Here is a 14,565-nt window from a genome sequence, read left to right on the forward strand (position 1 = left end):
GGGAGCGATAAGAAATGGCTCGTTACATCGGTCCCACCTGCAAGCTCGCGCGCCGCGAAGGCGCCGACCTCTCGCTCAAGTCCCCGACCCGCGCGCTCGACTCCAAGTGCAAGCTGGAGCAGAAGCCCGGCCAGCACGGCGCCGGCACCGGCGCGCGTCGCAGCAAGCTGTCCGACTACGCCCTGCAGCTTCGCGAGAAGCAGAAGGTCAAGCGTATCTACGGCCTGCTGGAGCGCCAGTTCCGCAACTACTACAAGAAGGCCTCGAACAAGAAGGGCAACACGGGTGAGAACCTGCTGCAGCTCCTCGAGACCCGCCTGGACAACGTCGTCTACCGCATGGGCTTCGCGGTGACCCGTCCGTCGGCCCGCCAGCTGGTCTCGCACCGCGGCGTCACGGTCAACGGCAAGCCGGTCAACCTGCCGTCCTACCAGGTGAAGGCCGGCGACGCGATTGCGCTGTCGGAGAAGGCGCAGAAGCAGATGCGCGTGCAGGAAGCGCTGAACGTCTCGTCCAGCATGGACCTGTCGCCGTCCTGGGTCGAAGTCGACCAGAAGAAGTTCAGCGGCGTGTTCAAGGCGGTCCCCGACCGCGGCGACCTGCCCGCCGACATCAACGAGGCGCTGATCGTCGAGCTGTACTCGAAGTAAGGACTGGCGGCGGGTCATTCCCGCGGCACCAGCAACAACTCCCCCGGCCCGTGCCCGCGCACGGGCCACCCCTTGGCAGCAAGGGGCTCCAAACGTCCAGGGCCGTGCATCGACGGATGCGGTGGCCCTGCAGGAGACGCTACGAATATGACTGTTACCGCCAACCAGGTCCTGCGCCCCCGTGGTCCCCAGATCGAACGCCTCGCCGGCAACCGTGCGAAGGTCGTGATCGAACCCCTCGAGCGTGGCTATGGCCATACCCTGGGCAATGCGCTGCGCCGCGTGCTGCTGTCCTCGATCCCCGGCTTCGCGATCACCGAGGTCGAGATCGATGGCGTGCTGCATGAGTACAGCACGATCGAGGGCCTGCAGGAGGACGTGCTCGAAGTCCTGCTGAACCTCAAGGACGTCGCGATCCGCATGGGCACGGGCGAGAGCTCGACCCTCACCCTGAGCAAGGGCGGCCCGGGCGTCGTTACCGCCGCCGACATCAAGACCGACCACAACGTCGAGATCCTCAATCCCGACCACGTGATCGCGCACCTGACCAAGGACACCCAGCTCAACATCCGCCTGAAGATCGAGCGCGGTTTCGGCTACCAGCCTGCCGCCGCCCGCCGTCGTCCGGATGAAGAGACCCGCGCCATCGGTCGCCTGATGCTGGACGCGTCGTTCTCGCCGGTCCGCCGCGTGGCCTATGAGGTCGAAGCGGCCCGCGTCGAACAGCGCACCGACCTGGACAAGCTGGTCCTGGACATCGAGACCAACGGCACGATCGACGCCGAGGAAGCCGTGCGCACCGCCGCCGACATCCTCACCGACCAGCTGAGCGTGTTCGGCGACTTCACCCACCGCGACCGCGGCGGCCAGAAGGCGGCCACGCCGGGCGTCGACCCGATCCTGCTGCGCCCGATCGACGACCTGGAGCTGACCGTGCGTTCGGCCAACTGCCTCAAGGCCGAGAGCATCTACTACATCGGCGACCTGATCCAGAAGACCGAAGTGGAGCTGCTCAAGACCCCGAACCTCGGCAAGAAGTCGCTCACCGAGATCAAGGAAGTGCTGGCCCAGCGTGGCCTGTCGCTCGGCATGAAGCTCGAGAACTGGCCGCCGGCCGGCGTCTCGGCGCACGGAATGCTTGGGTGAGGCAGCGCGTTCGCGAGCCACTGGCTCGCGCGCTGCCGAACGCCCGGCCACGGATGGCCGGGCCGGGCGTTCCGAAGCCCGCGCAGTTGCGCCATGGACGGCAGCCGTAGTTCTATCGTAGTCGTTGCAATATTGCCGACGGGCTGAAGCCCGCGGCACGACCGGCAAGGGACGCCGGCAAGGACCATCCGCAGTCCGCATACAACGCCGGGAAGGCGACACAGACGTACACGGCTCCACACTTCATTCTCAAAGGAATTCACCATGCGTCACCAGAAAGCCGGCCGCAAGTTCAACCGCACCAGCGCGCACCGCCAGGCGATGTTCTCCAACATGGCCGCCTCGCTGTTCAAGCACGAGCTGATCAAGACCACCCTGCCCAAGGCCAAGGAACTGCGCCGCGTCGCCGAGCCGCTGGTCACCCTGGCCAAGGTCGACAGCGTGGCCAACCGCCGTCTGGCCTTCTCGCGCCTGCGCGACAAGGAAGCCGTCGGCAACCTGTTCACCACGCTGGGCCCGCGTTACGCGAGCCGTCCGGGTGGTTACCTGCGCATCCTCAAGTGCGGCTTCCGAGCCGGCGACAACGCGCCGATGGCGTACGTCGAACTGGTCGATCGTCCGCAGGCGTCCGCCGAGTAATCCGGCCCGCCAGAGACGTCAAGCGAAACCCCGGCCGCCGCCGGGGTTTCTGCTTTTCCGGACCAGGAAAATGCGGTCGCCTGCGCGACGACCGATTGCGGCAGCCGATGCGACTGGGGGTGGGCCCGACTCCGTCTGCATGCAGGCACTGGCGCCCACTGCGCCGGGCGGCATGCACCGAGCGCCGGGCGGACGCGCGCCGCGCCGCGCAGCAGCGATAATGCAGGCCGGTTCCGTTGCCCGCAGGCGTCCATGAATCCATTCCGCTGGTCATTCCGCTTCCAGATGCTGGCAGGCGCGGCCATCTGCTTCGCGCTGATCGGTTTTGCGATCTACAGCCAGCTCGCCTGGGGGCTGGATCCCTGCCCGCTGTGCATCTTCCAGCGCATCGCCTTCGCGGCGCTGGGCATGGTGATGCTGGCCGCTGGGCTGCATGCGCCGCGCGGGTCCGGCGGGCGCGGCGTCTGGGCGCTGCTGTCCCTGGTTGCGGCCGCGGTCGGCATCGGCATTGCCGGGCGCCACGTGTGGCTGCAGATGTTCCCGCCGGAGATTCCCGCCTGCGGCGCGCCCTTCGCGTTCATGCGCGAGACCATGGACACGCCCGGGCTGATCCGCCAGGTGCTGACCGGCACGGGCGACTGCGGCACGATCGACTGGACCTTCCTCGGCCTGTCGATGCCCTGGTGGAGCCTGATCTGGTTCGTGCTGCTCGCGGCGTGGGCACTGCACGCGGGTTTGCGTCGCCGCTGAGTCGTCGCGCGTCCGTTGCAGCTGAAATTGACGCGCCGCAGCAAGCGGCGCACCATGCGCTTTCGTATCGGACACCCCCATGCAAAGCGCAGACCGCACCCTCCAGGCAGTGAATCTCCCCTCCGAATGGCACCCGGGCAGCTGGCGTGCGCGCCCTGCGCTGCAGATGCCGGTCTATCCCGATGAAGAGGCGCTGGCCGAGGTGCAGGACGAGCTGCGGCAGCTGCCGCCGCTGGTGACCTCGCGCGAGATCCTCACCCTCAAGCAGCAGCTGGCCGAGGCCCAGGAGGGCAGGCGCTTCCTGCTGCAGGGCGGCGACTGCGCCGAGAACTTCGCCGAGTGCAGCTCGGAGATCATCTCCAACCGGCTCAAGGTGCTGCTGCAGATGAGCCTGGTGCTGGTGCACGGCATGAAGCTGCCGGTGGTGCGCGTGGGCCGCTTCGCCGGCCAGTACGCCAAGCCGCGCTCGGCAGGCACCGAGGTGCGCGACGGCGTGGAGCTGCCGAGCTACCGTGGCGACATCGTCAACGGGCCTGCATTCACGGCCGAGGCGCGCATCCCCGACCCGCGGCGCATGGTCAAGGCGCACGCGCGCTCGGCGATGACGATGAACTTCGTGCGTTCGCTGATCGATGGCGGCTTCGCCGACCTGCACCACCCCGAGTACTGGGGCCTGGGCTGGGTCTCGCAGGCGCCGCTGGCGGGCGAGTACGAGAAGATGGTCGCCGGCATCGGCGACGCCGTGCGCTTCATGGAGACGCTGGCGGGGCGGCAGATGCACAGCCTCAACCGCGTCGACTTCTACACCTCGCACGAGGCGCTGCTGCTGCCTTACGAGGAAACGCAGACGCGCCAGGTGCCGCGTCAGTGGGGCTGGTTCAACCTCAGCACGCATTTCCCGTGGGTGGGCATGCGCACCGCGGCGCTCGAGGGCGCGCATACCGAGTACTTCCGGGGCATCCGCAACCCGATCGCGGTCAAGGTGGGGCCGACCGCGACGGTGGACCAGTTGCTCAAGCTGATCGACGTGCTCAATCCCGACGACGAGCCGGGTCGCCTCGGCCTGATCCATCGCATGGGCGCCGCGGACGTCGCGGCCAAGCTGCCGCCGCTGCTGGACGCGGTGAAGCGCGAGGGCCGGCGCGTGCTGTGGATCTGCGACGCGATGCACGGCAACACCGAGTCCACCAGCAACGGCTACAAGACCCGCCGCTTCGACAATATCCGTAGCGAGATCGAGCAGTCGTTCGACATCCACGCCGCCGCCGGCACGCGCCTGGGCGGCGTGCACCTGGAGCTCACCGGCGAGGACGTCACCGAGTGCACCGGCGGCGCGCGTGCGCTTACCGAGGTCGACCTGGAACGCGCGTACCGCTCGACCGTCGACCCGCGCCTGAACTACGAACAGGCGCTCGAAACCGCGATGCTGATCGTGCGCAAGCACGCCCAGCTCAATCCGCCGATCAGCGCCTGAGGGGCGAGGGCGCGGGGCGATCCCGCGCCGGTTTCAGGCCCGACGACGCAGCAGATCGCGGCCCAGCACTGCGACCACGACCAGGTTCACCGCGAGCACGGACAGCGCGAGCCAGCCGGGATGGCGGATCAGCGCATGCAGTTCGAACGGCAGGTAGAGCGCGGCCGAGACGCAACCCAGCCATGACGCCCAGGCGCGGGCGCGCCACAGGCCCCAGGCTTCGACCAGCCGCAGCAGGCCGTAGACGACGACCGCAAGCACGACCAGGCGCACCGATTCGGTGCTGATCGCGCGCTGCAGCCAGCCGGTACCGGGAGCCCGGGCCTGGAACCGCGAGAGCAGGATCGCGGCCCATTGCTGCAGCAGGGCGGCGCCGGCCAGGGCGAGCCCGGCAGCGGCGGCCAGCGACACGATGCCCTTGAGGCCTTCGAACAGCGCCACGGCGCGCAGCGCTGGATCGGCGGACGGTGGAGCCGCGGCAACAGCGACGATCTCCGCGGGCGTGCGCATCGCGGTCAGAACAGCGACGGCTGTTGCTGCGCGGGCGGCGCGGTGCCGCGCAGCGGCCATTCGCCCAGCGTCTGGTAGCGGCCACCGGCGTTGAACAGCAGTTCGAAGCCGTCGACCCGGAGCGGCTCGCCGGCGCAATCGACCTCGTCGAGCCAGGGCTGCGGCGCCGCACCGCGCTCCAGGTAGGCCAGGGTCACGTGCGGTTGCGTGGTCGCCTCCTGCGGGCGGATGCCGGCATCGCGAAGTGCGTCGCGGTTGGCGTCGCACAGCGCCTGCAGCAGCGCGTTGCGCCGGGGCAGGGCGACCAGCACGCCGGCGGCGCGCCAGAACGCGAGGCGTTCGATGCTGAACTCGTGCGGCGGGACGGCCTTGGCCGCGGCGCCGAGGGCGTTGCGTGTCGCTGCCACGACAGCGTCGTCGAAGTCGCGTGCGACGAAGCACAGGGTGATGTGCCATTGGTCGGGGCGACGCAGCGACAGCGACGGCGCATCGCCTGGCCGGGCCGCCACGATGCGGTCGCGCAGGCCGCCGAGCGTCGCCTGCGCGGCGACGCCCGGTTTCCAGCCGGTGAACAGTGTGCGGCTCACGCCGCGCGGCTGGCCCGCTTGCGGTCGCTCTCGGTCAGCAGCTTCTTGCGCAGGCGGATTTCCTTCGGCGTGATCTCGACCAGCTCGTCGTCGTCGATGAAGTCCAGCGCCTGCTCCAGCGAGAACTTGATCGCAGGCGAAAGCTGGATCGCATCGTCCTTGCCGGAGGCGCGCATGTTGGTCAGCGGCTTGGGCTTGATCGCGTTGACGGTCAGGTCGTTGTCCTTGGAGTGGATGCCGACCAGCTGCCCTTCGTAGACGTTGTCGCCCTCGGCGGCGAACAGCTTGCCGCGCTCCTGCAGCGGCCCGAGCGAGTAGGCCGGCGTGGTGCCTGGCGCGTTGGCGATCATCACGCCGTTCTGGCGCTTGGCGATCGCCCCCTGTTCCTTCGGGCCGTAATGGTCGAAGACGTGGAACAGCAGGCCGCTGCCGGAGGTGAGCGTCTTGAACTCGTTCTGGAAGCCGATCAGCCCGCGCGCGGGGATCATGTAGTCGAGCCGTACGCGGCCCTTGCCGTCCGACTCCATGTTCTTGAGCTGCGCCTTGCGCATGCCCAGCTTCTCCATCACGCCGCCCTGGTGGATCTCCTCCACGTCGACGACGAGCTGCTCGATCGGCTCCATCAGCTGGCCGTCGATCTCCTTGATGATCACTTCCGGGCGCGACACGGCGAGCTCGAAGCCTTCGCGGCGCATGTTCTCGATCAGCACCGACAGGTGCAGTTCGCCACGGCCGGAGACCAGGAACTTGTCGGCATCCTCGAGCTGCTCGACGCGCAGCGCGACGTTGTGCACGGCTTCGCGCTCGAGGCGGTCCTTGATCTGGCGGCTGGTGAGGAACTTGCCGCCCGACAGATCCTTGTTGCCGGCGAACGGCGAGTTGTTGACCTGGAAGGTCATCGAGATCGTGGGCTCGTCGACCGTCAGCGCCGGCAGCGCCTCGGGCGTGTCGAGCGCGCAGACGGTATCGGAAATGGTTAGGTCGGCGATGCCGGAGATGGCGACGATGTCGCCGGCCTGCGCGCTGTCCTGCTCGATGCGCTCCAGGCCCATGAAGCCCAGCACCTGCAGCACCTTGCCCTGGCGCTTCTTGCCTTCGCGATCGATGATCACGACCGGCTGGTTCTTCTTCACCGTGCCGCGCTGCACGCGGCCGATGCCGATCACGCCGACGAAGCTGTTGTAGTCGAGCTGGCTGATGCGCATCTGGAACGCGCCCTCCAGGTCGACCGGCGGCGCGGGCACGTGCTCCATGATCGCCTCGTACAGCGGGGTCATGTCGCCCTCGCGCACGTCCTCGGTCAGGCCGGCATAGCCGTTGAGGCCGGAGGCGTAGATGATCGGGAAATCCATCTGTTCCGGGGTCGCGCCGAGGCGGTCGAACAGATCCCAGACCTGCTCCACCACCCACTCCGGCCGCGCGCCGGGGCGGTCGACCTTGTTGATCACCACGATCGGCTTGAAGCCCATCGCGAACGCCTTCTGGGTGACGAAGCGCGTCTGCGGCATCGGACCGTCCATCGCGTCGACCAGCAGCAGCACCGAGTCGACCATCGACAGCACGCGTTCGACCTCGCCGCCGAAGTCGGCGTGCCCAGGGGTGTCGACGATGTTGATGCGGTTGCCCTGCCAGGTGATGGCGGTGTTCTTGGCCAGGATGGTGATGCCCCGTTCCTTTTCCTGATCGTTGCTGTCCATCACGCGCTCGGCGAGGACGGTGCGTTCGTTCAGGGTGCCCGACTGCTTGAGCAACTGGTCGACGAGGGTGGTCTTGCCGTGGTCGACGTGGGCGACGATGGCGATATTGCGCAGGCGTTGGATGGACATGGATTCGGAGGTCGGGTCATCCGCACACGCTGCCGTGGAAGGGGCAGGGCGCGGGGGAGGGTGGAGGAAGCGGGCTATTATATGGGGTCAACCGCCCGGTCCGGGCCATTGGAGCTGAATACATGAGCCTTATTGCCGTTTTCGACACCGACCGGGGCCCGATCAAGGTCGAATTGTTCGCCGACAAGGCGCCGCTGACCGTCGCCAGCTTCGTCAACCTGGCCCGCCGCGGCTTCTACGACGGGCTGAATTTCCACCGCGTGATCCCCGACTTCATGATCCAGGGTGGCTGCCCCAAGGGCACCGGGACGGGCGGCCCGGGCTACAAGTTCGAGGATGAGACCAACAATGGCGTGAAGCACGACCGGGGCGTGCTGTCGATGGCCAACGCCGGCCCCAACACCAACGGCAGCCAGTTCTTCATCACCCACATCAAGACTGACTGGCTGGACGGCAAGCACACCGTGTTCGGCAAGGTCCTCGAAGGCCTGGACGTGGTGGATGCGGTGAAGCAGGGCGACGCCATCAAGTCGGTGAAGATCGAGGGCGACGTGGACTCCGTGCTCGCAGCCAAGGCCGACCGCGTCGCGGAGTGGGACCGGATCCTCGCCGCCTGAGTCATCGCCAGCGTGCCGGCGCGGCGGTCACGAGCTGACGCGCCGGGACACTGGCAATGAAGACGGGCGGTCCCTGATCGAACGGCCGCCTCGTCTCCGGGCGTGGCGCAACCGGGGGCAGTCGGACAGGGAAGCAAGCGGAAACAGTGGCTTGCGTCCCGCCAAGGCCGCTCGTGGCGGTGTCGCATGCTAGAATCCTGCGCCGCAAAATGCGCGCCCGGCGGTCGCCGGTCCGCCCACCTTTTCCGGGAATCCTCGCGATGCCGCAACTCGCCCGCCGCATGGGCCGCGCCAAGCAGAGCGCGATCATGCTCGTCGCCGAACGGGCAAGGCAGCTCAAGGCCCAGGGCCGCGACATCATCAGCTTCTCGATCGGCGTGCCCAATTTTCTGCCGGGTGCGCACGTGTACGCGGCTGCGCGCGCCGCGCTCGACGCCGATTCCGGCCAATACGGCAGCAACCGCGGTGCCGATGCGCTGCTCGACGCCTTCCTCGGGCACCTCGAGGCGGCGGGCCTGACCGGCTACACGCGGGCCAACTGCGCCACCGGCATCGGCGCCAAGCACGTGCTCTACAACCTGTGCGAGGCGCTGCTCGACCCGGGCGACGGCTTCGTCTTCGCCACGCCGTACTGGACCAGCTACCTGGACATCGGCGAACTGCTGGGCGCGGACGTCCGCCTGCTGCCCTGCCCGCCGGAGCAGGACTACAAGCTCGTCCCCGCGCAGCTCGACGCGGCGCTGTCGCGCAAGCCCAGGCTGTTCCTGTTCAACAACCCGTCCAACCCGACCGGCATGGTCTATACCCGCGAGGAGATCGCCGCGCTGGCGGACGTCCTCGCGCGCCATCCCGACACCTGGGTGATCACCGACGACATCTACCACCGGATGGTGTTCGACGGCGTGGGCTACCACAACTTCCTGCATGCAAGGCCGGAACTGCGCGACCGCGTGATCTTCGTCGATTCGCTGTCCAAGACCTATGGCATGCCGGGATGGCGCACCGGATTCATGGCCGGGCCCGAGGTGGTCGCCCAGGCGCTCACTGCGCTCAATTCGACCCACATCACCAACGTGCCGGAAGTGGTCACGGCCGCTGCGGTGGCGGCGCTGTCGGGCCCGCAGGACGTGCCGGAGGCTCGGCGCGAGGAGTTCCAGCAGCGCCGCGACCAGGTGCTCGCGGTGCTTGCAACGATTCCCGGCGTGGTCTGCCCGAAGCCGCAGGGCGCGTTCTACGTGTTTCCGGATGTCAGTGTCGCGTTCGGTCGCCGCCATGCGCCGTCCGGTCTGCGGATCGACAACGACGTCGACCTGTGCAACGCGCTGCTCGAGGCCAAGGGCGTGGCCTGCGTACCGGGTTCGGCCTTCGGCGAGCCGCGCGCGTTGCGGATCAGCTATACCTGCCCGGAGGCGCAGCTCACGCCGGGCCTGCAGCGCTTCCGCGAGTTCTTCGCGGAACTGTCCTGAGCGCTGCGATGCGCGCGCTGGCCCTGCTGATGCTGGTCGGTCTGGCGGGCGCGTTCTTCCACTTCCGCGACGCCGACGCCCCGGTTTTGGCCGCCGACGATCCGCGCAATACCACCGGCGACGAGCGCATCGTCATGCTGGCCGCCGAATGGTGCGGCTACTGCCGCAGGCAGCAGGCCGAGTTCGAACGCGCGAACGTGCGCTACCGCCTGCTCGACGTCGACACGCCGGATGGCGATCGCGCGATGCAGGCGCTGGGCGCACGCGGCGTGCCGGTCACCGTCGTGGGACAGACCGTCATCCGCGGGTTCGACCCCGATGCCCTGCGCCACTCTCTCTCACCCCTGGGTTATCGCGTGTTCCCACGCTGACCTGTATTCCACGTCGCAAGAGGATCTCCCCATGAAAGCCCCCGTTCGAGTCGCAGTCACCGGCGCCGCCGGCCAGATCGGCTACGCCCTGCTGTTCCGCATCGCGTCCGGCGAAATGCTGGGCACGGACCAGCCCGTCATCCTGCAACTGCTCGAACTGCCGATCGACAAGGCGCAGGCCGCGCTCAAGGGCGTGATGATGGAGCTGGAAGACTGCGCGTTCCCGCTGCTGGCAGGCATGGTCGGTACCGACGATCCGGAGGTCGCGTTCAAGGACGCCGACTATGCGCTGCTCGTCGGTGCGCGTCCGCGTGGCCCCGGCATGGAGCGCAAGGACCTGCTGCTGGAGAACGCCAAGATCTTCACCGCCCAGGGCGCCGCGCTGAACAAGGTCGCCAGCCGCGACGTCAGGGTGCTGGTGGTCGGCAACCCGGCCAACACCAACGCCTACATCGCGATGAAGTCCGCGCCCGACCTGCCGGCGAAGAACTTCACCGCGATGCTGCGTCTCGACCACAACCGCGCGCTGAGCCAGCTGGCCGGCAAGGCGGGCGTGGCCGTGGGCGATATCGAGAAGCTGGTGGTTTGGGGCAACCACAGCCCGACCATGTACCCCGACTACCGCTTCGCCACGGTCAAGGGCGAGTCGCTCAAGGACAGGATCAACGACGCGGACTGGAACGCCAACGAGTTCATTCCCAAGGTGGGCAAGCGCGGCGCCGCGATCATCGAAGCGCGCGGCCTCTCTTCCGCGGCGTCCGCCGCGAACGCCGCGATCGACCATATCCGCGACTGGGCGCTGGGCAGCAACGGCAAGTGGGTCACGATGGGCATCCCTTCCGATGGCTCCTACGGCATCCCGGAAGGCGTGATCTTCGGGTTCGCCGTGACCACCGAGAACGGCGAGTACACGATGGTGCGCGACCTGCCGGTCGACGACTTCAGCCGCGCGGCGATCGACAAGACGCTGGCCGAGCTCGAGGAAGAGCGCAGCGGCGTGGCGCACCTGCTGGGCTGAGCGCCCGGCCCCGATACCGCCGCCCAACGGCGACAGATCCGGGGCCTCGCCGCGCATTTCCCGGGTTGACCATCCCGATCAACCCGCTTGATCGGGACCGTCAACAGGTACAGAAAAGGCCGATTTTTCCGGCCTTTTCTGCATTTCATCGCGAATGATACGAAGGTCTTAACGCTTTCCCGGCGGCGCGGGCCTAGCCTTTCGCCCGAACATCGCGGAGGCGGCCATGGGCTACGAAGAGCTGTACCGGCAGTCGATCGAGGCGCCGGAGGAATTCTGGGCTGAGCAGGCGCGGGCGATCCATTGGCATCGTCCACCCGAGCGGATCCTCGACGACTCGAATCCCCCGTTCCGCAAGTGGTTCGTGGGCGGCCAGACCAACCTCTGCTTCAACGCCGTCGACCGTCATCTCGATGCGCGTGGCGACCAGCTGGCGCTGGTCGGCTGGTCGACCGAGACCGACAGCATCCGCGAGCTGAGCTACCGGGAACTGCATCGCGAGGTGAACGTGTTCGCGGCCAGCCTGCAGTCGCTCGGCGTCGGCAGCGGAGACCGCGTGGTGATCTACATGCCGCACACCGTCGATGCGGTGATCGCGATGCTGGCATGCGCGCGCATCGGTGCGATCCACTCGGTCGTGTTCGGTGGCTTCGCCGCGCACAACCTGGCCCTGCGCGTGGACGACGCGCAGCCACGGGTGCTGGTGACTGCCGATGCGGGCATCCGTGGCGGCAAGGTCATTCCGTTCCTGCCCCTGGTGGACGAGGCGCTGGCACGGGCCGAACATCCACCGGAGAAGGTGCTGGTGATCGACCGCGGCCTGGCCGGGCCGCTGCCGCTGCGGGCGGGTCGCGACGTGGATTACGCGACGCTGCGGCGCGCGCACGAGGATGCCGACGTGCCGGTGGCCTGGCTGGAGTCCAACGAGCCGAGCTACATCCTCTACACCTCCGGCACCACCGGCAAACCGAAGGGCGTGCAGCGCGACGTCGGTGGATACGCGGTCGCGCTGGCGTTGTCGATGTGGTCCGTGTACGACATCCGCGCCGGCCAGGTGATGTTCTCCACCTCCGACATCGGCTGGGTGGTCGGGCATTCCTACAACGTCTACGGGCCGCTGATCGCCGGCGCCACCTCGATCATCTACGAGGGCCTGCCGACCTCGCCCGACGCGGGCATCTGGTGGCGCATCGTCGAGCGCTACGGCGTGCGCACGATGTTTTCCTCGCCCACCGCGCTGCGCGTGCTCAAGAAGAACGATCCGGCCTTCATCACCGATCGCGACCTGTCGACGCTGCAGCACCTGTTCCTGGCGGGAGAGCCGCTGGACGAGCCCACCGCGCGCTGGATCTCGGAGGTGCTGGGCAAGCCCGTGATCGACAATTACTGGCAGACCGAAACGGGCTGGCCGGTGTTGACCCTGATGCCGGGCCTGGACATGAAGCCGGTGCGATTTGGCTCGCCCGGCATGCCCAACCTCGGCTTCCGGCTGCGGGTGATCGACGAGGTCACCGGCGAAGACGCCGCGGCGGGCGAGAAGGGCGTGCTGGTGATCCAGCCACCGCTGCCGCCGGGCTGCATGAGCACGGTGTGGCGCAACGACCAGCGGTTCGTCGACAGCTACTTCAGCCACTTCAAGGAGCTGCTCTACAGTTCGCTGGACTGGGCGATCCGCGATCAGGACGGATACACCTTCATCCTGGGGCGGACCGACGACGTGATCAACGTCGCCGGACACCGGCTGGGAACGCGCGAGATCGAGGAGTCGGTGTCGAGCCATCCGGACGTGGCGGAGGCCGCCGTGATCGGCGTGCAGGACGCGCTGAAAGGGCAGGTGCCGATCGTGTTCGCCACGCTCAAGCGCGCCCATTCGGATGAAGAGGCCAGCGAGACCGCCGCGCAGATGCAGAAGGTGGTGGTCGAACAACTGGGAGGCGTGGCCCGTCCCGCGCGCGTGTACCTGCTCAATGCCCTGCCCAAGACCCGCTCGGGCAAGCTGCTCAGGCGGTCGCTGCAGGCGCTGGCCGAGTCGCGCGATCCGGGCGACCTGTCCACCCTCGACGATCCCGGTGCGCTGGAGGAGGTCCGCCGAGCGCTGGAGCGTGGCCCGGAGGCGGGCAGCTGAGACGGGCATGGCGTCCTGCGCAGGGCGCCACAAGCTGACGCAACAGGGCAGGTGCTGGCTGCCGCAGGGGCGGGGTCTGCTGCACCGGGCCTGGCGCGGCACGCAATTGTTGCGATGCAGTAATCACACCCAGTCGGATATGGAAAGGTCGGACCGGCCTGATTTTCGTGCGTCGAGTCACAAATCCAGAAGCCGCCAGCGCGCTGGCCCGGCGTTGGGACGGCGCTGGTATGGATCGTGCGAATTTCCACCCGTTGGGACGCGATAACCGGGAGGCGATATGCAGCTTCAGCTAATGCCGGCGAAGACCGAACAGGGGCGCGCCGAGATCGAAAGCCGCAGCCGCAAGCTGCCGGGGGGGCTGCGCTCGGTGCTGCTGCTCGTGGATGGAAGGCGGACCGTGGCTGAACTCCAAGAGCTGGCCAAGCGCCTGAACGCGCCGGAAGACGCGTTGCAGCAACTGCTGTCGCTGGAACTGATCTCGGGCGAGATGGCCGATGCGCGCCCTTCGATCGGCGAACCGGCCAACGAGCCGATCGGGCCGCGCGAGAGCGGCAACAACCGCTACGCGATCGTCTATTCGCTGATGACCGACCTGGTGCGCGAGCAGCTGGGCGTGCGCGGCTATTTCTTCCAGCTCAAGCTGGAGCGTGCCGAAGACTACGCAGCGCTGGAAGCACTGCTGCCGGAACTGCAGTCCGCCCTGGCCAAGAAAACCAGCATGCAGGGCGCGGCATCGAGCATCGCCCGCATCCGCGCTGCGGCAGAGGTTGCGGACGCCGGCTGAGCGACGTCGCTCGCGGCGTCATTGCGTCATTGCGTCATCGGCGCGCCTGCGCGCAACAGCGCCCGGCGCCGGTGCTCAGCTCTTGGGCTTGAGCCTCTGCACCTTGAGGAAGGTGTGATCGCCGATCGTCGCGACCTGGTAGGCATTGCGCCAGCTCGGCGCGGCGATGGCATGCGCCATGAAGTGGCTGGCGCCCGGCACGACTTCGGTGCGTTCGCCAGCCGGCAGCGCCCAGTTGCGCTCCGACTCGATGGCGATGCCCACCGCCTGCGCCCAGGCTTCGGTGTTGTGCATGCGGGTCCCGGGGGACACGATCGTGGGAGCGAACTGCTTGCGCGCGGTGACAACCTCGCACATCGAATCGCCCCACAGGCCGCTTTCCTCACGGCGAAGGGCGACCTCGGCGACGGCCTGCTGGCCCAGCACGGACTGGTTGCGTGCCTCCAGATAGAGCGTCGTGCTCAGGCACAGCGAATCGGCGGCTTGCGGCGACATCAGCGAGGCCAACCACAGGATCCAGGCCAGTTTCATCGGAACTCCTTGCTGCGTTGCGTCCGGTCGCCCCCGGGCGTGCGCCTCCTTGGAGAAGCGACGCCGTT

General features: G+C 68.0%; 15 protein-coding genes. 11 read left to right on the forward strand and 4 right to left on the reverse strand.

The features are described from left to right. Nucleotides 1–14 precede the first annotated feature (14 nt). The 5 genes from rpsD (at nucleotide 15) to ACQYVW_RS15315 (ending at nucleotide 4,659) form a co-directional block, all read left to right on the forward strand. A complete protein-coding gene (gene rpsD, locus ACQYVW_RS15295; RefSeq protein WP_280578315.1) occupies nucleotides 15–650 on the forward strand; it encodes a 30S ribosomal protein S4 in 636 nt (211 codons plus the stop codon). Nucleotides 651–797: 147 nt separating this feature from the next. Continuing rightward, nucleotides 798–1,796 carry a DNA-directed RNA polymerase subunit alpha gene (locus ACQYVW_RS15300; RefSeq protein ID WP_434932341.1) on the forward strand — a complete coding sequence of 333 codons (999 nt, stop codon included), beginning with the start codon at nucleotides 798–800 and terminating at the stop codon, nucleotides 1,794–1,796. 264 nt (nucleotides 1,797–2,060) lie between these two features. Further along, nucleotides 2,061–2,435 (forward strand): 50S ribosomal protein L17, encoded by a 375-nt coding sequence (gene rplQ / locus ACQYVW_RS15305; RefSeq protein ID WP_434932342.1) that lies wholly within the window; start codon nucleotides 2,061–2,063, stop codon nucleotides 2,433–2,435. Nucleotides 2,436–2,687: 252 nt separating this feature from the next. Continuing rightward, nucleotides 2,688–3,185, forward strand: coding sequence for a disulfide bond formation protein B (locus ACQYVW_RS15310; protein ID WP_434947560.1), 498 nt, complete (start codon nucleotides 2,688–2,690; stop codon nucleotides 3,183–3,185). Nucleotides 3,186–3,264: 79 nt separating this feature from the next. Continuing rightward, nucleotides 3,265–4,659, forward strand: a complete 1,395-nt coding sequence (locus tag ACQYVW_RS15315; protein WP_434932344.1) for a class II 3-deoxy-7-phosphoheptulonate synthase — start codon at nucleotides 3,265–3,267, stop codon at nucleotides 4,657–4,659. Nucleotides 4,660–4,692: 33 nt separating this feature from the next. Here ACQYVW_RS15315 and ACQYVW_RS15320 read toward each other — a convergent pair whose 3' ends face one another. From ACQYVW_RS15320 to typA, 3 genes are read right to left on the reverse strand one after another with little or no spacing between them, the layout of a single operon-like run. Further along, nucleotides 4,693–5,169 carry a DUF2127 domain-containing protein gene (locus ACQYVW_RS15320; protein ID WP_434947561.1) on the reverse strand — a complete coding sequence of 159 codons (477 nt, stop codon included), beginning with the start codon at nucleotides 5,167–5,169 and terminating at the stop codon, nucleotides 4,693–4,695. Nucleotides 5,170–5,174: 5 nt separating this feature from the next. After that, a complete protein-coding gene (locus ACQYVW_RS15325; RefSeq protein ID WP_434947562.1) occupies nucleotides 5,175–5,756 on the reverse strand; it encodes a 2'-5' RNA ligase family protein in 582 nt (193 codons plus the stop codon). Continuing rightward, entirely contained in the window at nucleotides 5,753–7,582 is a 1,830-nt protein-coding gene (gene typA / locus ACQYVW_RS15330) for a translational GTPase TypA (RefSeq protein ID WP_434932347.1), read from the reverse strand. Before typA ends, ACQYVW_RS15325 begins: the two co-directional genes overlap by 4 nt. A 122-nt stretch (nucleotides 7,583–7,704) precedes the next feature. On the opposite strand from typA, the gene ACQYVW_RS15335 reads away from it, so the two are divergent. The 6 genes from ACQYVW_RS15335 (at nucleotide 7,705) to ACQYVW_RS15360 (ending at nucleotide 13,966) form a co-directional block, all read left to right on the forward strand. After that, the gene (locus ACQYVW_RS15335) at nucleotides 7,705–8,199 is read left to right on the forward strand and encodes a peptidylprolyl isomerase (RefSeq protein ID WP_434932348.1); all 495 of its coding nucleotides are present in this window, start codon (nucleotides 7,705–7,707) and stop codon (nucleotides 8,197–8,199) included. A gap of 260 nt (nucleotides 8,200–8,459) precedes the next feature. Then, nucleotides 8,460–9,665, forward strand: coding sequence for an aminotransferase class I/II-fold pyridoxal phosphate-dependent enzyme (locus ACQYVW_RS15340; protein ID WP_434947563.1), 1,206 nt, complete (start codon nucleotides 8,460–8,462; stop codon nucleotides 9,663–9,665). Nucleotides 9,666–9,673: 8 nt separating this feature from the next. Then, the gene (locus tag ACQYVW_RS15345; protein ID WP_434932350.1) at nucleotides 9,674–10,036 is read left to right on the forward strand and encodes a glutaredoxin family protein; all 363 of its coding nucleotides are present in this window, start codon (nucleotides 9,674–9,676) and stop codon (nucleotides 10,034–10,036) included. Nucleotides 10,037–10,067: 31 nt separating this feature from the next. Next, nucleotides 10,068–11,054, forward strand: coding sequence for a malate dehydrogenase (locus ACQYVW_RS15350; protein WP_434932351.1), 987 nt, complete (start codon nucleotides 10,068–10,070; stop codon nucleotides 11,052–11,054). A gap of 226 nt (nucleotides 11,055–11,280) precedes the next feature. Beyond that, complete coding sequence (gene prpE / locus ACQYVW_RS15355) at nucleotides 11,281–13,179, forward strand: propionate--CoA ligase (protein WP_434932352.1); 1,899 nt, start codon at nucleotides 11,281–11,283, stop codon at nucleotides 13,177–13,179. A 280-nt stretch (nucleotides 13,180–13,459) separates the two neighbouring features. Next, the gene (locus ACQYVW_RS15360) at nucleotides 13,460–13,966 is read left to right on the forward strand and encodes a hypothetical protein (RefSeq protein ID WP_434932353.1); all 507 of its coding nucleotides are present in this window, start codon (nucleotides 13,460–13,462) and stop codon (nucleotides 13,964–13,966) included. A 75-nt stretch (nucleotides 13,967–14,041) separates the two neighbouring features. Here the strand turns inward: ACQYVW_RS15360 and ACQYVW_RS15365 are convergent, their stop codons facing one another. Continuing rightward, on the reverse strand, nucleotides 14,042–14,497 hold the full coding sequence (locus ACQYVW_RS15365; protein ID WP_434947564.1) for a cell wall hydrolase: 456 nt from the start codon (nucleotides 14,495–14,497) through the stop codon (nucleotides 14,042–14,044). Nucleotides 14,498–14,565 lie beyond the last annotated feature (68 nt).

The sequence above is a fragment of the Luteimonas campi genome (assembly GCF_051162505.1).
In the GTDB taxonomy this organism is placed as follows: Bacteria; Pseudomonadota; Gammaproteobacteria; order Xanthomonadales; family Xanthomonadaceae; genus Luteimonas.